Here is a 22,200-nt window from a genome sequence, read left to right as displayed (position 1 = left end):
CCGATTCAGCGCGGCCCGACGGCGTATCTGCGCACCCGCAGCGACGGGTTCACCGCGCGCACCCGCTCGATGGCCGCCCGCTCGACGACCGCGACCGCGATGCCCTCGTTCGTTCCCACTCCGGCGAGCACGACCCCCTGCGGATCGACGATCTGCGAATGACCGACGCCGATCGGGGTCGGATGATCGGCGGCGATCACGTAGGCGGTGTTCTCGATCGCTCTCGCAGCCAGGAGCGTCGTCCAGTGATGCTCTTTGAGCGGACCGCGCACCCACTCGGCCGGCACCACCAGGGCATCGGCGCCCGCATCCATCAGGAGGCGTGACACCTCGGGGAAGCGCAGGTCGTAGCAGGTCATCAGCCCGAACCTGAGTCCGGCGACCTCGAACGTCGCCGCTCCCCCGACCTCCCCCGCCTCGACCCAGTCGGACTCCGTCTGGCCGAACGCGTCATACAGGTGCTGCTTGCGGTAGGTCGCGAGGAGTCCGTCGCCTCGAACCGCGACGACCGTGTTGCGCACGTGCGTCGTGTCCGAGGCCCGTTCGGCCAGCCCGGCGACGATCACCACGCCGTAGTCGGCGGCGAGCGCCGTCAGCGTGGAGACGAACTCGCCATCGAGCGTCTCCGCGTTCTCGGCCAGCGTGGCGTCCATCGGGTCGACGAAGTAGCTCGAGTACTCGGGGAAGACGATCAGCCGCGCACCGCGCGCCGCAGCATCCGCCGTCAACTCCGCGATGCGGTCGCGATTGTCCTCCCGCGAGGCCGTCGGCGCGAACTGGCACACGGCGACGGGAACGGCGGCTGAAGCGGTCTCGGTCATGCTCACATCCTCCCCCATGGGTTCCCGTCGCGCCTCGATTCGCGGACTCCCGAATCCCGTGTTAGGCTATAAAACGTGCCGCGGGGTGGAGCAGTTCGGTAGCTCGCCGGGCTCATAACCCGGAGGTCGCAGGTTCAAATCCTGTCCCCGCAACGAGAATGCGACACAAGAAAGGCCCCTGATCGGGAGAGATTCCGATCAGGGGCCTTTCGCATGTGCGCCTCCCGAGGACCTCGCAGCCGAGCGGCATCAAGAGCGCTCGACTCGCCCGCGACGTGGCTCGTCACGACGTGGTGCCTGTCGACCGTCCTGCCGGGCAGGTTGACCACACGACCGCATCACACGCGGATCAACTCGCTAAACTGTCCCGCCGAACAGGGCCGCTGTCGACGGCGGCCCTGCCGTCAAGAACAACGACACGGAGGGCCATCATGACGCAGACACCCGGAAGCGCCGCAAGGAACCGCCAGTCGCCCGCTTCGAGCGCATCCCGGCGCGCGATCGTCAGCCTCTGGATCGGCGCCGTCTCGCTGCTGCTCTCGGCAGCACTGTTCGTGCTCGTCTTGCCGATCCCAGCGCTCCCCCCGGCCGCTGCAGCCGCCGCGCTACTGGCGATCGTTGCTCTCCTGGTGGGCGGCCGAGCGAGACGCTCCGGGTCGCCCCGCGCGGGGACTGCGGCCGTCGTCGTCGCAGCGGTCGCCCTCGTCGTCGATCTCGTGCTGGTCGGCGTGATGGCAGCCGGCGCCCTCTCCGGCAACGGCCTCACGCAGGTCGAGGTGCGCGCCACTGGCGGGCCCACATTCACGGTCTCCTTCGCCGACGACACGCAGACGTACGACGAGGAGTGGTCTTCCACCGGCTGGAAGCAGTTCACGACGACCGGGGATACGGCGCAGATCGTCGTCACCGCCCCGGACGGAGACACGGACTCGACAGTGAGCTGTCAGATTCGCTGGAATGACGAGCTGGTCGTCGAGCAGAGCGGCACGGGCTCCGTCACCTGCCGCTACGACGCCGGCTGATCGGCTGGACTGACCGGACCGGGCTGATCGAGCCGGCGTCGCCGGAACGTCCGCCGCGCCCTCGTCCGGCTCCGCCCATGGAGCGGATAAACGGACGATGCCGCCCCTCGCGAACGAGGGACGGCATCGTGTGCAGACGGGGCCGGGGCTGTCACTCCCCCGACGACGCCTCGAGTCCGAGCAGCGTGTTCACCGCGTCGGTGAGCCGCTTGTCGGCCTCGGCGAACTTCGTCAGATCGCCTTCCTTGAGAGCCGCTTCACGGTCGGTCAGCGCCTGCTGGGCCGCCGCGAGAGCCTCCGCCTCGACGTCGGTCGGCGCGGTCGGCTCAGTCGGGACCTCACCGGTGTCCGGATCCGGTTCCGTCGGCTCGACCTGATCGTCTCCACCGGCCGCACCGGCGTCACCGCCGAACAGCGTGTCGAGGGCCGCGGTCAGCGTGTCCTCGAACGCGACCTTGTCTCCGAAGGCCACGAGGACCTTCTGCAGACGAGGAAGCTTCGTGCCCTCCGAAGACTGCACATAGACCGGCTGCACATAGAGCAGGCCGCCACCGACTGGCAGCGTCAGCAGGTTTCCGTAGAGCACCTCCGACTCACCCTGTTGCAGCAGGTTGAGCTGGGGCACCACCGACGTATCCGAGTTGTACGTATTCTGCACCTGTCCAGGGCCGGGCACCGTCGTATCGGTGTCGATCTCGAGCATCCGCAGTTGACCGTAGCCCTCGGCCTTCACGCCGGCTTCAGACCCCGCGTCCGAGTCCACCGCGAGGTAGCCCATCAGCACGTCGCGGTTTCCACCACTGCCCGTCGCCGACGGGATGAAGGTCGAGAACATCGAGAACCGCGGGGAATCCTGCCCCGGCATCTGCATCGTCAGGTAGTACGGCGGCTGCAGGACCGCGTCGCTGCGCGGGTCGTTCGGCGTCTGCCACCGGTTGTCCTGCTGCGCGAACGAGCCTGCGGTGTCGATGTGGTAGATCCCGAGGATGTCCCGCTGGACCTTGAACAGATCGGTCGGGTAACGCACGTGGCTCATCAGATCAGCCGACATGTCGCTCACGGGCTTGAGCGTCGACGGGTAGATGTTCTGCCACGTCTGCAGCACGGGATCCTTGTCGTCCCAGGCATACAGCGTCACCGAGCCGTCGTAGGCGTCGACCGTCGCCTTGACCGAGTTGCGGATGTAGTTGATCTCGTCGATCGCGAGCGTGGGCGACGGGATGTTCGAGTCGGCGATGGCCTCCGACAGGCTCACGTTCGTCGAGTACGGGTAGGTCGCGCTCGTCGTGTAGCCGTCGACGATCCAGACGACGCGTCCGTCGACCACGCTGGGGTAGGGATCGCTGTCGAGCTCGAGGTACGGAGCGACCTTCTGCACACGCGTCTTGGGGTCGCGGTCGTAGAGAATCTGCGACTCTTCGTTCACCAGGTTGGAGAACAGGATCTGCTCCGACTGGAACTTCAGGGCGTAGAGGAGCTTGGTGAAGGTGTTGCCGATCTGCGGTCCGCCATCGCCCTCGAACGTGGTCTTGGTCTCGGTCGAGCCGTCCTTGCCGCGCGGGTAGTCGATCTCGACGGGGTCGGTGCCGTCGGGCGAGCCGACGATCGAGTACTCGGGAGAATTCTCGCCGAAGTACACGCGAGGCTCGAACTCCTCCTGCTTGGTGAGGAAACCGTCAGACGGGATGCCCCGCTCGAGGAAGACCGGCTCGCCGTCGGGCGTGCGCTGGTTGCCCGCCGCGACCACCAGGCCGTAGCCGTGGGTGTAGACGGCAGCGCGGTTGTTCCAGTTGCTGACGTCGACGCCTTCCATGTCGAGGTCACGCACGGAGACCACGGTGTCCTGCATCTCACCGTCGATCTCGTAGCGGTCGACGTCGAGGTTCTGCTGGAACTGGTAGTACCCACGGTACTGCTCGAGCTGGCGCACGGCCGGGCTGATGACGGCGGGGTCGACGATGCGGATGGATGCCGTGGTCTCGGCATCCTCGCGCAGCTGGCCGGCCTCGGCGTCGGTCTCGGCCTCGAACGGCGTCGTCTCGAGGTTCGCGACACCGTACGCCTCCTTCGTGCCGTCGATGTTCCGCTGGTAGAACTCGGCCTGATAGGCGTTCTGGTTCGGTCGCACCTGGAAGGTGGTCACGGCCCACGGGAAGCCGACGCCCACGACGAGCGAGGCGACGATCAGCAGCGCGGTCGCGGCGAGCGGGAAGCGCCAGCGACCGATGACGGCCGTGACGAAGAAGAGGACGGCCACGATGGCGGCGATGATCGTGAGGATCGCGAGTCCGGGGATCGTCGCGTTGACGCCGGTGTACGCGGGACCGACGATGCGGTCGTCCTGCGCGACGAGGGTCTTGTAGCGGTCGAGCCACAGGCTGGCCGCCTGCACGAGCAGGTAGAGACCGGCGATGATCGCGAGCTGGATGCGTGCGGGCTTCGAGATGCGCAGTTCGCCCTGGCCGATCCGCACGGACCCGTAGAGGTACGACACCAGAGCGGTCACGATGAGGGTGAGCAGGAGCACCGCCGACACGAAGGCCAGGAGGATCGAGTAGAAGGGCATCGCGAACATGTAGAAGCCCGTGTCGACGCCGAATTGCGGGTCCACCGTGTCCGTGGCCACACCGTTCGCCCACAGCCACACGGTCTTCCACTGGCTGGCCGCGGAGAACCCTGCGAACAGGCCGAAGAAGATCGGCATACCCCACATCGCGAGGCGGCGGAGCGGCTCGATGACCTCCTGGTACCTGTCGAGCTGCGAGCTGAGCCGCACGTAGACGGGACGCAGCCGGTAGGCGAGCTGGATGGCGACGAACAGCGGCACGGCCATGCCGAGAAATCCGACGACGAACATCACCGCCGTGGCGATCCATTGGGTGGTGAGAACTCCCTCGAAGCCCACCTGGTCGAACCAGAGGAATTCGGTGTAGAGCGACGCGAAGACGAAGAAGGCGGCGATCAGCGCGGCGATGATCGCCAACGAGATGCCGAATATTCGGCGCGAGGTTCGGGGAGTGGCCGGGTTCGGTGCAGAAGTCGAGGTCACCGTCCCATCCTAGGCACGCCTTACTGTGCTGCGGCTGTCATCCCTGTCACGGGGAGGTCACGACGTCGCACGACGGCAACGATCCGACGTCGCCGCCCTCGGCGATCACCTCGAGCGCTGCGAGCGATTCCTCCAGTGTCGACGTGCTGATCACGGTCAGGCCGTCCGGCACATGACCGGTGACCTCGTCGCAGTTCGTCGACGGTGCGAGGAAGTAGTCCGCCCCGGCATCGCGAGCGCCGTAGAGCTTCTGCCGGATGCCGCCGATCGGTCCGACGGTCCCGTCGGCTTCGATCGTCCCGGTGCCCGCGACGTTCTGCCCGCCGTTGAGCTCTCCCTCGGTGATGGTGTCGATGATGCCGAGCGCGAACATCATCCCGGCGCTCGGGCCGCCGACGTTGTCGAGCTGGAGCGTCACATCGATCTCGAAGTCGTAGTCGGTGCGCAGAGTCACGCCGATCAGCCAGGTCGTCACGTCGCCGTCCGTCTGCTTCGCGGGCGTCACCTCGACGACCTGCTCTTCGCCGCCGCGCTGCACCGTGAGCTCGACGGGCGCGCCTGCCGCATCCTGGATCGCCTGACGCAGCTGCTTGGCCGAGGTCACGGCGGTGCCGTCGACGGCCGTGATGACGTCCTCCGCCTCGAGTGCGTCCTCCGCCGGTGCATCCTCGACGACCTCCTGCACGACGACCTCGGCTCCCGTGTCATAGCCGAGCTCGTTGAGCGCCGCGGCTGTCGCCTCGTGCTGCGAGTCGACCATGAGGGTCGCGTTGCGTTCATCTCGCTGCTCGGTGGTGACCCCCTCGGGGAAGACCGAGTCGAGCGGGACCACCGCTCGCGAAGAATCCATCCAGGCCAGAGCGAGCTCGAACCAACTCGGCGTGCGCTCACGGTTGCCGACGACCTGCACTGTCGTGAGGTCGAGCGATCCTGCGGTCTCGAACGTCTCCGCACCCTCGACCTGGATGAGGGGAACCTGTTCGCCGTCCGCACCGGCGGCGGTGCCGAGCGTGTCGTAGACAGGGCCCGGCCGTTGGATGACATACGGCGTCGGGAGGAAGGTGAGCACGACGAGCGCGATCAACGCGACGACCAGCGCCCAGACTCCCAGTCCGAGCTTCACAGGCCGGGTTCGATCCACAGGGTTCCTCCGTCGTTCGCGGGCGGCGTACAGCGATCTGCCCGCTTCGGGGTCTCGCGGCCGATCCTGTGACTAGCGTAGATGCCACGGCTTTAGGCGTGCTGAGAGGCGAGCGACATGTCAGACAACGACCCGACCCCCGAGGACTTCCAGGAGTTCCTCCGACGAATGATGTCCGGCCAGGGTGCCGGCGACATCGACCCCGAGGCGCTGCAGAACGCCTTGTCGGGCATGGATGGGATCCAGATCGACCCGGCGATGATGCAGACGATCATGTCGCAGCTGCAGGGTGCGTTCGGCGGTGACGCCTGGGAGAACGCCCTGCGTCAGGCGCTGCACATCGCCAACCGCGACGGCCTCGGGATCACCGACGGCTCGCGGAGCTCGCTCGTCGACTCGTTCGCACTCGCCGACCTGTGGCTCGGCGAGGCGACGACGATCTCCGAGCTCGCCGAGTCTCCCCAGGCGATGACGCGGGGCGAATGGGTCGAGGCGACCCTGCCCGTGTGGAAGGAGATCGCCGATCCGGTGTCGACGAGCATCGCCGATGCGCTCACCAGCGCTCTCGACACGCAGGTGCCCGAAGAGATGCGCGATGTCGTGCAGGGTGCCGGGAAGCTCATGCGCGGTCTCGGCGGCTCGGTGTTCGCCGCGCAGTTCGGGCAGGTGCTCGGCAACCTCGCGCTCGAGGTGGTGTCGGGCGGCGATGTCGGCATCCCCGTGCTTCCGGCCGGAACTGCGGCTGTCATCCCGCAGAATCTGACGGCGTTCGGCGACGGTCTCGAGATCCCGGAAGACCAGATCACTCTCTATCTGGCGACACGTGAACTCGCCTACGCCCGCCTGTACCGCCATTCGAAGTGGCTGCACCTGCACGTCATGGCGCAGATCACCGATTTCGCCCGCGGAGTCACGGTCGATGTCGAGGCACTCGAAGACGTCGCGAGCCGCCTCGACCCCTCGAACCCAGAGGAGCTCCGCGCGGCGATCGAAGGCGGCGCTCTGCTGCCCACCCAGACGGAGGCGCAGCGCGAGGCACTCGCTCGTCTCGAGAATCTCGTGGCGACGATCGACGGCTGGGTCGATGTCGTGACCGCCCAGGCCACGTCTCGCCTTCCCGACGGAGCGAGGATCGCCGAGGCGGCCCGCCGTCGCCGCGCGGTGGGCGGCCCGGCCGAGGACGCTCTCGGCGCGCTCGTCGGCCTGAAGCTGCGACCGCGTCGTCTGCGTGAAGCGTCGGCGATGTGGCAGGCGGTGACCGATGCCGTCGGCATCACGGGGCGCGACGCGCTCTGGGACTACCCCGACCTCATGCCCACCTCGGAGGACATCGACGACCCGTCTGCGCTGGTCGCCCGGCTCCAGGCGAGCGCACGGGGAGAGCAGCCCGTCGCCGACGAGTTCGACGAGGCCCTGGCGCGTCTGCTGGACGGCGACGACTTCTCAGGAGAGGAACCGGAGAAGTCGGACGGTGAGCAGGGCCCCGAGGGCGGCGACGGCCCCGGAGGAGACCGCCCCGTGTGAGCGGAGTGTGAGCGGCGTGCGCTGACTTTTCCACGGATGCCGGAGACTCCCCCACTCGGACCTCGGCTTTGCGCAGAATCGAGGGATGTCTCCTCTGACGCCCAAGACCATCACCCGCCTGGACCCCGCCGTCCCGCTGCTCTGGCGTGACGGCGAGACCCTGCAGATCGGGATCGAGGGCACGCTGCGCATCCCGGCGTCGGAGCCGTGGGTGGAGCGTCTGATCGGTCGCATGGCCGCCGGGTTCCGGCGCACGGCCTTCGACGTGGTCGCGCACTCCGCCGGTGCACCGCGAGCCGAGGCACGGATGCTCCTCTCGCGGCTCGAGCCGTTGCTCGTCGACGATGCCCCCGCTCCGAGAGCGGCGTGGGTGGAGAGCATCGACGTCGCCGACGCGCGATGCGAGTACCGCATGCGCGAGGCACTTCTCGACGAGGGCATCGACGCAGGGGTGCGGGAGAACCCCGGCGACATCGGAATCGTGCTGGTCGAGGGTGCGGCCGCAGCCCTGCACTTCGCCCGCTATCTTCGCGACGACACCTCCCACCTCCCCGTGGCGCTCGAGCGAGGGCGGACGACTGTCGGCCCCCTTGTGGTTCCGGGAGAATCCGCCTGCCTGACCTGCCGCGACGAGCATGAGCGCCAGCGCGATGACGCCTGGCCCCGGATGCACGCTCAACTCATCGGACGGGCGTCAGGTCCCATCAGTGCCGCGCGGATCGCGGACGCGGCGACGCTCGTCGCGCGACTCCTCGCGGAGACGTCGACAGCGGGCTCGTTCGTCGAGGTCAGCGGCGATGGTCGGCGCGAGTGGCGTTCGGTGACGTTTCACGAAGAATGCCGGTGCCGCGAGCAGTCGTTCCCATCTCTGCCAGGAACCGCGACGGCGCCCGCTCCCCTCGCCCCGCTGAGCGCGACCACGACAGTGAGAGAGTACGCGCGGCCCGCGTGACGCCGACGTAGGCGAGGCGGCGTTCTTCGTCGATCGCCTCGAACCCCGTGGCGTACGAGATCGGAAGCGCTCCCTCGGCCCACCCTGCGAGGTGCACGTGCGGCCACTCGAGCCCCTTGGCGGCGTGCAGAGTCGAGAGCGTCACCGTGCGCATCGTGGGTTCGTGCTGATCTTTCGCTCGCGCCATGAGCGCATCGCTGAAGGTTCGCAGGTTCTCGTCCGGCCCGGCATCCTCGGCGAGTCGCAGAATCGCCCGCCGGGCCTCCCACCCGTCGCGCTGCGCACCCCCGGCGGCAGGTGGCTCCTCAGAGAGCCCCAGTTCGCGCAGGACGCGCTGGACGCCGGGGAGGAACCCCTGCTCCGTCGGAGCGACGGCAGCGGCCCGCAAGGCCAGGATCGCCTGTCGCACCTCGGGCATGGCGAAGAACCGCGTCCCGCCGAGCACCGAGGTCGGGATGCCCTGTGCGGCGAGCGCCTGCTGCAGCACAGCCGACTGCGCATGAGCCCGATAGAGCACCGCGATCTCGGAGGGTGAGGCCCCGGATTCGATCCGCGCCGCCACGGCAGCGGCGATCCCCTCGGCCTCGTCGCGCTCGGAGTCGTACGCCGTCACCGTGGGCGATTCCGCGTTGAAGGTCTCCCTCGCGGGGATGAGCTCCAGCGCACCCGGCCGACCCTTCATGAGGGCGTTCGCCGCTTCGAGGATCGGCGCCTGCGAACGGTAGTTGGTCTCGAGCCGTACGACCGTGGCCTCCGGATGCCGCCGCTCGAACTCCAGCAGGAATCGCTGTTCGGCGCCGGCGAACGAGTAGATGGTCTGACTTGCATCGCCGACGACGCAGATGTCCTTGCGATCACCCAGCCAGAGTTCGAGCAGTCGGTTCTGGAGCGGAGAGACGTCCTGATACTCGTCGACCGTGAAGTGGCGATACTGCTCGTGCACAGAGGCGGCGACGCGGGGCTCCGCTTCGAGCATCCCGGCGCATGCCAGCAGCACGTCTTCGAAGTCGAGTTGGCGCCGCTCGTCCTTCAACGCCTCGTAGCGCTGTTGCAGCTCGACGAACTGCGCCGAGTCGATTCCGCTCATCGTGCGACCGAGCAACGAGTGCTGTTCGATCGAGAGCATCGACACCTTGCGCCATTCGATCTCCGAGGCGATGTCCCGGAGGGTCGCGGTGCTCGGACGCAGACGCATCGAGTCGGCGGCCTGACCGAGCAGCCTCACCTTGTTGTCGATGATCGACGGAGCGGGTGAGCCGGCCAACGTCGGCCAGAAGAAGTTGAGCTGCGCGAGCGCGGCGGCGTGGAACGTGCGCGCGGCGACGCCTTCCACGCCCAGGGCGCGCAGACGTCCCCGGAGCTCCCCCGCCGCCTTCGCAGTGAACGTGACCGCCATGACGCGCGAAGGCGAGTACGCACCGGTGTCGACACCGTGGGCGATCCTGTGGGTGATCACCCGTGTCTTGCCCGTTCCCGCGCCGGCCAGCACGGCGACGGGCCCGCGCAGAACGGATGCCGCCTCGCGCTGTCGATCGTCGAGGGCTTCGAGCGCGCTCACGCGCGCTCCTCGAACCATTCGAGGATGAGCGCGCGCGCGATCGATGCGGGTCCGGGCAGGCCGACCGGTCCGTCGCCGGCGAGAGCGGACCCGATCTCGTCGCGGGTGAACCAGCGCACGTCGATGATCTCCTCGCCGTCCGGCCGCAGCACGTGATCGTCCAGAGCCACCGCACGGAACCCGAGCATGAGCGAGCGTGGGAAGGGCCACGGCTGAGACGCGACATAGCGCAATGAGGCCAGGCGGACGCCCGATTCCTCCTCGAGCTCGCGATGCACGGTCGACTCCAGGGACTCGCCCGCCTCGGTGAATCCGGCGAAGCACGAGTACATCCGTCCGCCCCAGTTCGCGTTCGCACCGAGCAGGAGCCGTTCGCCGTCCGAGCTCTCGACTGCGACGATCACCGCAGGGTCCGTGCGCGGGAAGTGCTCGCGACCGCAGACGAGGCAACGACGCGACCATCCGGCCTGGCGCACCTCTGTGCCTCCCCCGCAGCGAGGGCAGAACGGCGCGTCGCGCAACCAGCCACCCAGCGCGAGGGCCTCGATGAGCAACTCGGTGTCGCGGGAGTCGAGACGCGCGCCAAGGTCGCGGAGACCCAGCCAGACCTCCTCCGGGGCGGCGTCGACGGTGTCGCCCTCCGGCGGCAGAACGGCGAGGAGGAGAGCGCTTCCGTCTTCGTCGCGGCCGAGGAGCGCCCACGTCGCGTCGACGATCTCGGACGCCGGCACTCGCAGCAGGGCGGCCGGATCGAGGTCGCTGCCGGAGATGCGCACCCGACCGTCACGCACGGCGATCACCCTCGTCGCGTCGTCGGCGCGGAGCCGATCGAGGACGCCCGGTTCGACACGCAGATCCGCGGCGCGGTCGAGGGACGTGCTGCTGTCGGCGATCATCGGCTCCCTCTCTCACGGGCGTGGCGGAAGCGGGACCGCCCCCACGTCCACCTACCCTGGAGGCATGGGACGCTCTCCATTCACTCTAGCCGCGGCGGTGACTGCCGCACTGCCCGGCGCCGAGGTGACCGGGGCACGCGCGCTCAGCGCCGACGGTGACGGCCGCTTCGACTCCGCCGTCGCCACCCTCGCCGACGGACGCGAGCTCGCGATCCGCGTGGCAGACGACGACGAGACCTCTCGGGAGCTCGCCGCCGAGGCCCTCGCGCTCAGGGCGCTGACGGCCGGTGCGCGGGCGATGCTGCCCTTCAGCGCTCCCGAGTACATCGGCGAGACCCGCCTGGCAGACGCACACGCACTCGTGACCGAGCTGCTGCCCGGTTTCCAGATCGAAGCCGCGATGGTGCCGGCCGGCCGAGGCGCCGCCGAGTCGATGGGCGCGGCGATCGCCGCTGTGCACGCGCTCCCGACGTCGGTCGTACGAGGCGCCGGGCTGACCACGCGGTCTGCCCAGGAGAGCCGCGACGAACTCGCTCGCCTGGTCGACGTCGCGGCATCGACCGGACGCGTCCCCGCTCGGCTCACCGTCAGGTGGCGGGACGCCATCGCCGACGACGACCTCTGGCGTTTCGAATCGACGGTGGTGCTGGGTGGAGTGCAGTCGACCTCGTTCATCTTCCGCGACGATCCGGACCTCGGCCCTGAGGTCACCGGACTCGTCGGATGGCATTCCCTTGCTGTCGGCGACCCGGCGATCGATCTCTCCTGGCTGTCGACCGCGCCCGATGCGGCCGACGACGTCCACGCCTCGTACGCGCGCGCAGCCGACCGCGGCCCCGACGCGGCGCTCGAAGTGCGCGCTCGACTGCTCGCCGAGCTCGAGTTCGCCCGCTGGCTGGTGCACGGAGACTCGCTGCACCGCCCCGATATCGTCGACGATGCCGCCGCTCTTCTCGAGGCGCTGGCAAACGGGCTGCACAGCGACGATCTCGGCGTGATCGCGTCGCGCAACGAAGGTGTCGAGTCTGCTCTCGATGCGCTCGACAGGGTTCCGGCGAGTGCCGTCTCGAGCGTCGACACATCGATGCAGACCGATGCGTACAACCCGAACGATCTCTGGCGCGACGACAGCGACGCCCAGAGCACGAGCGACCTCAGCGATACGGCAGACGCCGCGCGTCGTCTTCAGGTGGGCGGCCTCGAGACCGAGGACCTGTCCGCGGTGCGCGACCAGGTCTCGGGAGACCTCGGCACGGCGCGGAGCTCGTCTGGCGGCGACGCTCATGCCCGGGCGTCCGAGAAGGCGGACGGCTCCGACGAGGGATCGCCCGAGGATGAAGCTCAGCGAGCAGCGCGGGCAGCGCTCCAGCGCTGGAAGAGCTCCGACTCGGAGTAGACCCGGTCACCGCGGATGACGAGGTCGTCTGCGACGTAGTACAGCGCGACGTCGATCTCGTCGAGCGGCACTCCGAACCGGCGATGGTAGGCGAGGCGGTACAGCGCGAGCTGCAGCATCCGCTCTTCTCTCTCTTTGGGTGTGCGAGGAGCCTTGCCCGTCTTCCAGTCGACGATCTCGATACGCCCGCCCCGATCCTCGCGTCGGTAGACCGCATCGAGCTTGCAGATGACGATGTGGCCGTCGTCGCCCGACCGTGCGCCGCCGCCCAACGCGAAGTCGATCTCGATCTCTACCGCGATCGGCTTGAGGGTTCCCCATTCGCTGGCCTCGAAGATCTTCTGCAGAGACGAGAGGTCGGCGGCATCGGCCGACGACACCTCCGCTGCTCCGACGGTCTCGCTGAAGGACAGATCGTCTTCATCCAGCTCCCACAGCGCCTCGTCGACACGCTGACCGACGCCTACCAGTTCGCTTCGCCGCTCGACCCACGCATGGAACAGCGTGCCCAGGCGCGTCTGCCGGTAGGGTCGCTCCGGCATCGGGCGGACGATGGACGACACCGTGCCGGTGAAGTCGGTGACGTAGTCCTTGAAGCGCGAGGCGGGCACGCGGGTCGGCGGCGCCGCATCGGTGCCGCGCAGCCGGGCAGCACGCTCGGTGAGCAGACGGACCAGTTCCGGGGAGGCCGCCGGGTCGCTCTCGGCTGCCGCACGCACGGCTGCGGCGGCTGCCTCGACGACGCCGCGTCGAGCTCCCAGTGGGTCGAGCGGCCATGTGAGCGTGGCACCCGGACCGTCGTAGGGGTTCTCGTCAGGATCCGCGGGCTCGATCGGCCCGCGTCCGAGAACCTCCATCGCCTCCATCAGGTAGGGGCTCGGCGCCTTCGGCTGCTTCTGCCCCGCCCAGTGCGCCCCGGTCAGGAGCAGGTGGCTGCGCGCCCGCGTGACAGCCACATAGGCCAGCCTTCTCTCCTCCTCCTGCTGATACTCGCGGTAGGCGTCCTTGAACACGGTGATCGCGCCCGGCGCCGTCTTGCTCCTGCTCGTCAGCGACGCGATCCCCGCCTTGAGCCGCTTGGCCGGATCGAGCTCCTCGTCGGAGGGGGGAAGCCAGCTGAACGTCGGCAGAGCCGCACTGTCGCCCCGCAGAGCGAACGGCAGCACGCCGAAGCCGAACCACCCTGCCGTGTCCGTCGGCCGCGACGGCAGTTCTCCCTCGACCATGCGCACCACGGCGACCGCATCCCATTCCAGCCCCTTGGACCCGTGGATGGTCAGAAGCTGGACCACCCCCGGCTCCGGCGGCTCCGGGCGCGGCACCAGCTCATCCGTGCTCTCCGCCTTCTCCAGCCAGGCGAGGAGACTCGAGATGGTCCCCCGCTCATCAGCGGCGAGGAACGACCGGACCTCATCGGTGAATGCACGCAGCTGCGTGGCGGCGATGCGCGCCGGTCCCCTCGTCTCGTTCGCAGCGAGCTCGATGTCGAGGCGCAGCTCGAGCTCGATGAGCCTCAGCATGTCGGGAAGCGGCAACGACGACGCTCGACGGAGACGTTCGAGCATCTCCCCCGCCGCCCGTATGCGAGAGCGCCCCTCTGGGGTGATGCCCGACAGGAGGCGGTAGTCGTCGCTGAGGCCACGGAGCACATCGACGGCGTCGATGATGGACAGCGCCTCGTCGGCTCCACGCGACGCACGGATGCGCTTGCGCAGCTCGTCGTCCAGCGGCAGCAGCCCGCTGTCACGCCGGGAGAGCTCCGCCGCGAGATCCTGCAGTGCGGCCATGTCGGCGACCCCGACCGAGAATCGAGGCCCGACGAGGAGTCTGATCAGCGCAGAGCCCGCAGTGGGATCGTGCAGCACCCGCAGCGTCGAGACGACGTCGACCACCTCGGGCGTCGCGAGGAGACCGCCGAGGCCCAGGATGCGGTGGGGAACCCCCTGCGCGGCCAGCGCTGCAGCGAAGGTCTGCATATGGCGCTTCGACCGGAACAGCACCGCCCCGGTGTGCGGCTTCGCGGGGTCAACGTGTGCCGCACGACGCGCAGCGAACCACTCGGCGACCGCGCGCGCCTCCTCGTCGACCGTGAGCGGGAAGCTCACTTCGACCGAGCCGGGGCCCGCACCCGGGCGAGCCTCGAGGGGTGGGACGTCCAATCCGGGTCTGCGCAGAGGACCGAGGATGCGGTTGGCGACACCGAGGATGCTCCGGTCGTTGCGCCAGCTCGTCATCAGGCTGTAGTTCCCGACCGCCTCGTGCTCGGAGAAGGTCCGCGCGAAGGCGTGCAGGTTGTCTGCACTGGCGCCGCGCCAACCGTAGATCGACTGGTGGGGATCGCCGACCGCCATCACGGCGGAGTCGCGGAAGAGCCGCGCCAGGAATTGCGTCTGGATCACGGAGGTGTCCTGATACTCGTCCAGAAGCACGACCTGATGCTGCTGTCGGAGGTCGTCGCGCACATCGGGTGAGGACTCGACGATGTCGTAGGCGCCGCTGACCTGGTCGGCGAAGTCCAGCACACCGCGGCGTTCCTTCTCGGCGATGTAGTCGCGGACCAGCACCGACAGCGCGGGGAGGGCGCGCAGGTTCGCGGTGGCGGTCGCGACATCCGCATTGCTCCGGTACGTTTCGAAAGCCTCAGCCTGACGCAGCGCGATCCGATCCGCGCGATCCAGGTCGACCCTGTGATCGAGCGAGTCGCCGGCGAGGCGCTGAACCGCGTCGACCACTCCCGCCACCGATCGGTCGATCTCCTCCAGCTCGGGGAGGTCGGCGCGCAGCACGACGTCCCGCACCAGCATCCAGGATGCCGCCTGGCTGAGCATGGCGACGTCGGACTCACGGCCGATGCGCGCCGCGTGCTCGCGCACGATGCCGTCCGCGAACGCGTTGTAGGTCGACACCTTCGGACGGATCAACAGGTCCTCTGCGGAGAGCGGGGCAGCATCGCCCGCGGTGCCGAAGCGCTCGGCGAGTTCATCGAGCACCTGCGATCGCACGACCTCGCGCTGACGACTGTTCGCCGCTTTCGCCACGCGATCGAGCGAGTGGCTCGCCACGATCTCCGGAAGGTGCGGCAGCAGCCCTCTCCTCCCGTACTCGTCGATGAGCGCCAGTCTGACGCCGATCCGCTCGGCGAGCTCGCCCGCGGCCTTGCGCGTGAAGGTCAGCCCGAGAATCTGATCGCGGCGCACGTGCCCGTTCGCGACGAGCCAGACGACGCGACCGGCCATCGTCTCGGTCTTGCCACTGCCCGCTCCTGCGACCACGAGAGCCGGTGCGGGTGGCGACTCGATGACTCGCTGCTGGGCCTCTGTGGGCGCCGGAAGGCCGAGAGCGGCGGCGACATCCAGTGCAGAGATGCCGTGCCCCGCTCCCGTCCACGCCGTCACGCGCTCACCGCGGCGACAGTGTGGATGCGGCACGGCTGGACGCGCCACTGGGTGTCTGCGCAGTGCGCCTCGACGTGCGCGGTGAAGCTGGACGCCGACATGCCTCGAGCGGCCTCGGCGATGCGTCCGAGGAACTGCACCCGCTCTTGGCCGGCGAGGGTGTGCTGGTGTGCGACGCGGAAGTCGCTCCCGGCGAGCGTCTTGGCCACCAGCACGAGCCGGGCTCCGGCCAGCGCCGCCGACTCCGCGCCCGCGATGAGACCCTCCTGCACCGCCACCTGATACGCGGCGAGCTGCGCGTGGTCCGCGACCTTCTGCTCGCTCTCCGGCTCGTACTTGCCCGTCTTCAGATCGACCACCACGACGCGCTCTCCTCCCTGCGCATCGGCCATACGCGTCCATCTCTGCCCTCGGGCCTTCGCGTGTTCCCCGCCGCCGGCGGTGTAGGCCTCGACCCTGTCGATGAAACCGTGAACGATCGCATGGTGCGGGTGAGGTTCGTCCGGTGCGGTGCTCACCGCGCGGACAGCAGGCGGGGCGCCGATCTCTTCCGGAACCTCGACCGCGAATCGGAACTCGACCTCGCCGGCGATCACACGACCGCCTTCCTCTGCCACGTCCGAGAGATAGCTGTGCAGTCGATCGATGTACAGGTCGGCTCGACGGCGCTCTTTCCTACCGATCCAGGCCGTCTCGAAGTCGAGCTCGGGCCAGTGCTCGGCCAGAACCTCGCGCAGGCGATCCAGTTCTCCGTCAGGCACCTGTTCCATCGCTTCATGGATGATGGTGCCGATACCCGCCGACGGCGGCATCACGGTGTCGCCGCCGAGTGCGGAGACCGCCCAGTTCAGCTCGCATTCCTCGAACGATTCCATGCGTGACGGCGACACCCGAGCCGCGTCGACCGCGAGGTCGTGCAGTGGGGCGTCGGTCGTCGGCGGAGCCACGCCGTACCACTCGGACGGGTCCGCGCCCGGCACGCCCTCCCTCGCGAGCACCGCCAGCTGTGCGGACGCGTGCTCTCGCGCGGCCAGGGAAGTCGAGGTCGTCAGCACCCGGCGATGACGTGCGACGAGCCCTCGCAGGGTGAGCGGGTGCTCCGCCGAGGCATGCAGCTCGGGTGGATCGGGCGGTGGGAGGAAACCGAAGAACGGGCTGGGCGTCAGGTCGTCGTCGTCGACCGCGGTGATCAGGAGTCTGCGGCGTGAGCGAGAGATCGCGCGCACGAAGAGACGCAGCTCGTCGTGGAGCGCCGCACGGCGCCGGTCGAGGGTCTCGGGCGGGTGCTCGGCGGTGCCGGTGCGGGCGGCGAGCAGCGCATCGGCGAGGCGCCAGGTCTGCAGCATCCCGCCGCGCAGGCGCACGTTCGGCCAGATGCCGTCCTGCACTCCGGCCACCACGACGGCGTCGAACTCGGTGCCGAGCGCTGTCGCCGGCGTGAGCAGGGTCACCCGCCCCGGCCGATCGGGACTCGACAGGGAGTCTTCGGGCACCTCGCTGTCGAGGATGTCACGCACGAACGCCTCGGGCTTCTCATTCGGGGTGCGCTCGACGAATCGCTTCGCCGCGCCGAACAACGAGACGAGGGCGTCGAGGGCTCTCGCGGTCTCGGCACCGCTGGGCTGCAGCGAGATCTCACGCCACGCGACCTGGAGCTTGCGCCCGTCGACCGCCCTGGCCTGATCCCAGACTCGCCACAGGAGATCGTGGATCGTCTCGCCCTCGGCCGCCGCGTCGGCAACCTCGGCGACGGTCGAAGCGAAGCGCGCAGCCAGTCGGGATTCCTGCGCGTCGATGAGGGTGAAGTGGTCGGGCGAAGCCAGCGCCTGACGCAGCAGCTCCCGAGCCGGAGTCGAACCGCCGAGGTCGAGCTCGATATGGCGCAGACGTGCGCGAAGACGCCGGAGGCCGATCGCATCCATGCCGCCGAAGGGGGTGCGGAGCGCCTCCTCCCAGTCGTTGGAGGTCCGGTCGTCCGGTGCGGTGAGGGCCAGGCGCACGATGCCGACGATGTCGCGCACGATCGGCTCGGAGCCGAGTGGACGCTGCACACCCGCGGCCCTCGTCGGAATCTCGCGCGCCGCCAGCTCGGACTCGAGCTGGGTCACCTGGCGGGTGTCGTGCGCGATCACCGCGATGCGATCCCACGGAACACCGTCTGTGAGGTGCCATTCACGCATGACGCCGGCGATGCGGTCGAGCTCTTCATGCGGCGACGGCGCGATGAAGGTGCTGACGCCGGAGGGGGCGCCTGCGTCCCGTGCGTCGAGCGGTTCGGGGGCGCGTCGGTGGTCGATGCGGCCTGAAGCCCCGATCGCCTGTGTGACGGTGCGGGTGAGGGATGTGAGAGCGCGTGCCTGGCGATGAGGCGCGTCGAGGACGTGCACCTCGCCGAGCGCCGCGGCGAGCTGAGCGAACAGCTCGGGACTCGCTCCGCGGAACGCCCCGGAGGAGATGTCGGGATCGCCGAAAGCGAGCACTGCCGTGCCTCGCGCGCGGAGCGCCTCGACCACCGCGATCCCGCCGCGTGTCAGTTCCTGCGCATCGTCGATGAGGACCACTCTCAGATCGCCGAGAGGCCCCAGGGCGTTCGGCTCAGCCGCCTGCAGGATGGTGCATGCCTCGGCGAGCAGATCTGCGGCGTCTCGATGCGATGCCCGCGCCTGATCGAGCACCTCGCGGTAGTCGACGAGGAAGTCGGCGACTGCCGACCACGCGGCATCGTCGGCCGCGCGCAGCTCCTCGGGCCGCGCGCCGAGCTCGACGCACTCGGCGAGGAATGCACGAAGCTCCGACCGGAAGCCCTTCGATGCGCGCACCGCGGGGCTCAGGGCCTGCGGCCATACGATGCGCTCGTCTTCCGCATCGCCCGCGAGCAGCTCGGCGATCAGGCGGTCCTGGTCTGCCCCTGTCAGCAGGGCCGGAGGCTCTGCTCCCGCGCGCACCATCGCTCCGCGCACGACCTGGAAGGCGAACGACCCGAGAGACCTGGCCAGCGGGCCGGGAGTGGCCTGACCGATCCGCACTCCGATGCGGTCCCGCAGCGCCGTGGCCGCCTGCCTGCTCGGTGTGAGCACGAGGATCTGCTCCGGAAGCATCCCGACGCTGTCCAGCAGATGCACCACGCGCTCGGTGAGAGAGCGGGTCTTGCCCGTGCCCGGCGCCCCGATGATGACCCCGGATGCCGACGCGTCTGCACCGATCACGGTGTTCTGCGCGGCATCCTCTGTCATGTCCTCCACGCTACTGCGGCGCACGGACATCGCCGCTCGCCGCCGTCTCACGACGCTGTGCGCTCAGGGCGAAACCGACCGGGTCGGCGGATCCCGGCACCTCGTCGCCCGGTAGAGTTGGGCGCAGTCGTCGGCCTCCGAGGCCGACTCGACCACAGCATCGTCGACTGGAAAACAGGAGTACGCGTGGAAATCCGCATCGGCATCATCAACACCGGCCGCGAGCTCAGCTTCGAGACCGCTTCGAGCGCGGACGAGGTCCGCGCGCAGGTCTCGTCTGCTCTCGAGCAGAACACCTCTCACCTGAGCTTCGCCGATGTGAAGGGCAACTCCTACCTGGTTCCGACCGCGAACCTGGCCTACATCGAGCTCGGCACCGAGGAGTCTCGTCGCGTCGGCTTCTTCGCCTGACCCCACGATGTACATCCTCCTCGCTCTCGTCGGAGCGTGCGCGCTCGGCATCGCGGCCCATTACATGATCGGTGGCCGCGAGCTGCGCGGGGTCGCTCTGACGCCCGCGATGGCCACGGCCCTCGCCGCGCTCTTCTACACAGGCTTGCAGTGGCTGGGCGTCGGAGAGGACAGCATCTGGCTGTGGCTCGCGAGCATCGTCGGCTCCGTAGCGGTCGCAGCAGGCCTCACGGTCGCGATCGTCGCGTCGCGCCGCCGGTCGGACGCCACGACCAGAGCCGCACTCGGCATCTGAATCGCTCCGTCTAGGAGGCGAGCCCCATCGCGTCCATGCGGCGGGCGTGCGCGCCCATCAGCTCGGTGTAGACGAGCTCGACACGGTCTTCGCTCATGGCGGCGAGTTCGGGCTGCCGCAGGGCCGAGCGGCACACGAGGATCGTGTCGCCGACCAGACGACGCGCCCACATCGACAGAAGCGATCGCCACTCGCCGTCGCCGTCGATGGTCTCCTGGATGATCGCGACGATCTCGTGTCGCGCGTCGTCCTCAGCCAGGATCTCGGCGACCCGTTCTCCCGTGTCCCCATAGCTCGATGCGAGGGCGAAGTAGAAGTCGTCGAGCATGCCCGCCGTGATGTACACGGCGAGGAGAGTCTCCCTCGGGCGCGCGCCGATCGTCTTCCTGCGGAAGGCGTCGAGATTCTCACGGAACGGGAGCATGAGCTGGGTCGGGTCGTCGCCACGCTCTGAGATGACATCGACGATCGCCCGGTGCTTGGTGAGCGCAGCGCCGGCGGCGCGCGAGAGAGACTCCTTCTCGGAGAGCTCGGGCGTCGCCCTGATGAGTCGGGTGAGCGTCTCGAAGTACCCCAGCTGCAGGTATGCGGCCTGCCCGAGGAATCGCGGCAGCTCGGGGGCCAGTTCGGCGAAGTCGACGCGCGTCGCTGCGCCTTGATCCCCTCGACTGCGCAACGTCAGTGTGCGCCGGGGCGTCCTACGCTTCCAGAACCAGTTCACCACGGGCTTCACAATACTCGGACGACGGGGTCCTTCCGGGCGTCACCACCCCCTCGGGTAGGCTGTCGGTGTCCCCGCCGTCGGAGCGGGGCCCGCGCCTGTGGCACAAAGACGGCGTGGATCCGTGAACGTGGCGATCTTCGCAGGTCGCCGGACAGGCACTCTGAACATTGACAACCTTCGCTGATCTCGGAATCGATCAAGACATCATCGACGCGCTCTCCTCCAAGGGAATCGTCGACGCATTCCCGATCCAGGAGCAGACCATCCCCCTCGGCCTTCCCGGCCAGGACATCATCGGCCAGGCCAAGACCGGCACCGGCAAGACCTTCGGGTTCGGCATCCCCGTGGTTCAGCGACTGGGGCTCGACCCCGAGCACGGCGTCAAGGCGCTCATCGTCGTTCCCACGCGCGAACTCGCGGTGCAGGTGTACGAAGACATCGACCTGCTCACGAGCAACCGCTCGACCAGCGTCGTCGCGATCTACGGCGGCAAGGCCTACGAGGGCCAGATCGATCAGCTCAAGGCCGGTGCGCAGATCGTCGTCGGCACGCCTGGTCGCCTGATCGACCTCGCAGGCCAGCGCCTGCTCGACCTGTCGAACGCGACCGAGGTCGTGCTCGACGAGGCCGACAAGATGCTCGACCTCGGCTTCCTCGCCGACATCGAGAAGATCTTCCAGAAGGTCCCCGCCGTTCGCCACACGCAGCTGTTCTCGGCGACCATGCCCGGCCCGATTGTCGCGCTCGCTCGTCGATTCATGTCGAACCCCATCCACATCCGTGCGAGCGACCCCGATGAGGGTCTCACGCAGGCCAACATCAAGCACCTCGTATACCGGGCCCACTCGCTCGACAAGGACGAGATCATCGCCCGCATCCTGCAGGCCGAGGGTCGCGGCAAGACCGTCATCTTCACGCGCACCAAGCGTGCAGCGCAGCGTCTGGTCGACGAACTCAGCGACCGCGGATTCAACGTCGGCGGAGTGCACGGCGACATGGGTCAGGATCAGCGCGAGCGTTCGATGGCGGCCTTCAAGGCGGGCAAGCGAGATGTGCTGGTCGCGACCGACGTCGCCGCCCGAGGCATCGACGTCGATGACGTCACCCACGTGATCAACCACACCATTCCCGACGAGGACAAGACGTACCTGCACCGCGTCGGTCGCACAGGCCGCGCGGGCAAGACCGGCATCGCCGTGACGTTCGTCGACTGGGAAGACCTGCACAAGTGGGCGCTGATCAACCGCGCTCTCGAGTTCGGTCAGCCCGAACCCACCGAGACGTATTCGTCGAGCCCCCATCTGTTCGAAGACCTCGACATCCCCGCCGGAACGAAGGGCCGTCTCGTCTCGGCGCCGAAGACCCAGTCGGTGAAGACCGAGCGAGCGCCGCGTCCCGAGCGCGCAGCAGACGTGGCTGCAGAGGGCACGGACGAGGGTGGCACCCGTCGCCGTCGCCGTCGTCGTGGCGGTTCGACCCCGGTGGGTTCCACATTCGCAGAAGGCGCTTCCGAGGCACCTGCCGGTGACTCGCAGTCCGCACCGTCGGCCGACCGCAGCGCCGAGGGCGCCGGCACCCACGACGGTGCAGGCAAGGAGCACCACGACGGCAAGCCGGCTCCGGCGCGTCGTCGCCGTCGTCGTCGCGGAGGTTCGGGCGGCGCGGGAGCAGCTCCGGTCTCCGGAGCCTGACCGACCTGAGAGGGGGCGGATGCTGCAGCAGCGGCATCCGCCCCCTCTGCCGTCCCGCGCCCCGCGACGCGCAGTGAGCCGCCCGCCGAACG

At 68.8% G+C, this 22,200-nt stretch carries 14 protein-coding genes and 1 tRNA gene; 7 read left to right on the top strand and 8 right to left on the bottom strand.

Features of this window, described 5'->3' with window-relative positions:
• Positions 1–5 precede the first annotated feature (5 nt).
• Entirely contained in the window at positions 6–821 is an 816-nt protein-coding gene (locus ACZ0AA_RS01605) for a carbon-nitrogen hydrolase family protein (protein ID WP_463511954.1), read from the bottom strand.
• A gap of 79 nt (positions 822–900) precedes the next feature.
• Here ACZ0AA_RS01605 and ACZ0AA_RS01600 point away from each other — a divergent pair.
• Positions 901–974, top strand: a tRNA-Met gene (locus ACZ0AA_RS01600).
• 278 nt (positions 975–1,252) lie between these two features.
• Positions 1,253–1,843 (top strand): hypothetical protein, encoded by a 591-nt coding sequence (locus tag ACZ0AA_RS01595; RefSeq protein WP_463511953.1) that lies wholly within the window; start codon positions 1,253–1,255, stop codon positions 1,841–1,843.
• A 151-nt stretch (positions 1,844–1,994) separates the two neighbouring features.
• Here the strand turns inward: ACZ0AA_RS01595 and ACZ0AA_RS01590 are convergent, their stop codons facing one another.
• Both ACZ0AA_RS01590 and ACZ0AA_RS01585 read right to left on the bottom strand, forming a co-directional pair.
• The gene (locus ACZ0AA_RS01590) at positions 1,995–4,892 is read right to left on the bottom strand and encodes a UPF0182 family membrane protein (RefSeq protein ID WP_400861220.1); all 2,898 of its coding nucleotides are present in this window, start codon (positions 4,890–4,892) and stop codon (positions 1,995–1,997) included.
• 46 nt (positions 4,893–4,938) lie between these two features.
• A complete protein-coding gene (locus tag ACZ0AA_RS01585) occupies positions 4,939–6,033 on the bottom strand; it encodes a YlbL family protein (RefSeq protein WP_463511952.1) in 1,095 nt (364 codons plus the stop codon).
• Between the two features lie 117 nt (positions 6,034–6,150).
• Between ACZ0AA_RS01585 and ACZ0AA_RS01580 the strand changes: the two genes are divergently transcribed.
• Positions 6,151–7,557: a zinc-dependent metalloprotease gene (locus ACZ0AA_RS01580; protein ID WP_463511951.1), complete on the top strand. Its 1,407-nt coding sequence runs from the start codon at positions 6,151–6,153 to the stop codon at positions 7,555–7,557.
• Between the two features lie 788 nt (positions 7,558–8,345).
• Here the strand turns inward: ACZ0AA_RS01580 and ACZ0AA_RS01575 are convergent.
• Positions 8,346–10,085 (bottom strand): ATP-dependent helicase, encoded by a 1,740-nt coding sequence (locus ACZ0AA_RS01575; RefSeq protein WP_463511950.1) that lies wholly within the window; start codon positions 10,083–10,085, stop codon positions 8,346–8,348.
• Positions 10,064–10,963 (bottom strand): NAD(+) diphosphatase, encoded by a 900-nt coding sequence (gene nudC / locus ACZ0AA_RS01570; RefSeq protein WP_463511949.1) that lies wholly within the window; start codon positions 10,961–10,963, stop codon positions 10,064–10,066. Before nudC ends, ACZ0AA_RS01575 begins: the two co-directional genes overlap by 22 nt.
• Positions 10,964–11,027: 64 nt before the next feature.
• Between nudC and ACZ0AA_RS01565 the strand changes: the two genes are divergently transcribed.
• Positions 11,028–12,359, top strand: a complete 1,332-nt coding sequence (locus ACZ0AA_RS01565) for a phosphotransferase (RefSeq protein ID WP_463511948.1) — start codon at positions 11,028–11,030, stop codon at positions 12,357–12,359.
• Here the strand turns inward: ACZ0AA_RS01565 and ACZ0AA_RS01560 are convergent.
• Positions 12,305–15,754 (bottom strand): UvrD-helicase domain-containing protein, encoded by a 3,450-nt coding sequence (locus tag ACZ0AA_RS01560; protein ID WP_463511947.1) that lies wholly within the window; start codon positions 15,752–15,754, stop codon positions 12,305–12,307. The two genes, ACZ0AA_RS01565 and ACZ0AA_RS01560, sit on opposite strands and share 55 nt — an antisense overlap.
• A complete protein-coding gene (locus ACZ0AA_RS01555; RefSeq protein ID WP_400861238.1) occupies positions 15,751–18,987 on the bottom strand; it encodes an ATP-dependent helicase in 3,237 nt (1,078 codons plus the stop codon). The genes ACZ0AA_RS01560 and ACZ0AA_RS01555 overlap by 4 nt, the downstream gene beginning before the upstream one ends.
• A gap of 186 nt (positions 18,988–19,173) precedes the next feature.
• Between ACZ0AA_RS01555 and ACZ0AA_RS01550 the strand changes: the two genes are divergently transcribed.
• Positions 19,174–19,398: a DUF3107 domain-containing protein gene (locus ACZ0AA_RS01550; RefSeq protein WP_042541981.1), complete on the top strand. Its 225-nt coding sequence runs from the start codon at positions 19,174–19,176 to the stop codon at positions 19,396–19,398.
• Between the two features lie 7 nt (positions 19,399–19,405).
• Positions 19,406–19,693 (top strand): hypothetical protein, encoded by a 288-nt coding sequence (locus ACZ0AA_RS01545; protein WP_400861241.1) that lies wholly within the window; start codon positions 19,406–19,408, stop codon positions 19,691–19,693.
• Between the two features lie 10 nt (positions 19,694–19,703).
• Here ACZ0AA_RS01545 and ACZ0AA_RS01540 read toward each other — a convergent pair whose 3' ends face one another.
• Positions 19,704–20,417: a ferritin-like fold-containing protein gene (locus ACZ0AA_RS01540; protein WP_400861242.1), complete on the bottom strand. Its 714-nt coding sequence runs from the start codon at positions 20,415–20,417 to the stop codon at positions 19,704–19,706.
• Positions 20,418–20,584: 167 nt separating this feature from the next.
• Here ACZ0AA_RS01540 and ACZ0AA_RS01535 point away from each other — a divergent pair, with 167 nt between their 5' ends.
• Positions 20,585–22,108: a DEAD/DEAH box helicase gene (locus tag ACZ0AA_RS01535; protein WP_400861244.1), complete on the top strand. Its 1,524-nt coding sequence runs from the start codon at positions 20,585–20,587 to the stop codon at positions 22,106–22,108.
• Positions 22,109–22,200 lie beyond the last annotated feature (92 nt).

Source organism: Microbacterium sp. AC035, from assembly GCF_979258485.1.
This window is presented reverse-complemented; position numbering and strand designations above follow the sequence as displayed.

Coding starts and splice junctions, on each gene's coding strand:
- ACZ0AA_RS01605 (WP_463511954.1), bottom strand. CDS start 821: ATGACCGAGACCGCTTCAGCCGCCGTTCCCGTCGCCGTGTGCCAGTTC.
- ACZ0AA_RS01595 (WP_463511953.1), top strand. CDS start 1,253: ATGACGCAGACACCCGGAAGCGCCGCAAGGAACCGCCAGTCGCCCGCT.
- ACZ0AA_RS01580 (WP_463511951.1), top strand. CDS start 6,151: ATGTCAGACAACGACCCGACCCCCGAGGACTTCCAGGAGTTCCTCCGA.
- ACZ0AA_RS01575 (WP_463511950.1), bottom strand. CDS start 10,085: ATGGTTCGAGGAGCGCGCGTGAGCGCGCTCGAAGCCCTCGACGATCGA.
- nudC (WP_463511949.1), bottom strand. CDS start 10,963: ATGATCGCCGACAGCAGCACGTCCCTCGACCGCGCCGCGGATCTGCGT.
- ACZ0AA_RS01565 (WP_463511948.1), top strand. CDS start 11,028: ATGGGACGCTCTCCATTCACTCTAGCCGCGGCGGTGACTGCCGCACTG.
- ACZ0AA_RS01555 (WP_400861238.1), bottom strand. CDS start 18,987: ATGACAGAGGATGCCGCGCAGAACACCGTGATCGGTGCAGACGCGTCG.
- ACZ0AA_RS01545 (WP_400861241.1), top strand. CDS start 19,406: ATGTACATCCTCCTCGCTCTCGTCGGAGCGTGCGCGCTCGGCATCGCG.